The organism is Ensifer sp. 2TAB8 (assembly GCF_052115125.1).
Classification (GTDB): domain Bacteria; phylum Pseudomonadota; class Alphaproteobacteria; order Rhizobiales; family Rhizobiaceae; genus Ensifer.
In genome coordinates, this window is record NZ_JBFRGB010000088.1 from 1 (window position 1) to 527 (window position 527).

Annotated in this window: 1 pseudogene; it reads left to right on the forward strand. The window is 63.2% G+C overall.

Going from position 1 to position 527, the window contains the following annotated elements:
- A pseudogene (locus AB4Z53_RS35465) lies at positions 1–527 on the forward strand (putative Ig domain-containing protein); the annotation flags it as partial.

Below are 527 nucleotides of genomic sequence, written 5' to 3' on the forward strand. Positions count from 1 at the left end.
GGCCTGTGGAGCGGCATGTCCTACACCTTCACCGTGACCGCAAAGAACGCGGCGGGTGTTGGTCCGTCGTCTTCGGCGTCGCAGGCGGTGGTGCCGAGAAATTTCCAGACGATCGGCTTCAGCCCTGGTCCCCAGACCTTCGGCACGACGCCTGTGTTGTCGGCGATGAACACGTCCGGCCTCCCGGTCGTGTTTAGTTCGACGACGCCCGATGTCTGCACCGTGACGCCACCGGGCGAGTTGACGTTCCATTCCGCGGGCACCTGCACCATCAGTGCGGACGCAGAGGGCAATTCTGCTTACTTCCCGGCACAGACGATCACGCGGTCGTTCGCGGTTAATCCGGCCTTGCCGGACGCACCGACGATCGGGGCGGTGACGACGCTCGATCCGGATGGCGCCCAGGTCAATTTCACACCACCGGCCAACAATGGCGGCGGGGCGATTACTGAGTATGTCGTAACATCGTCTCCGCATGGAAAAATCGGTGTCGGTACCCAAAGCCCGATCTCCGTCCGGGGCCTGTG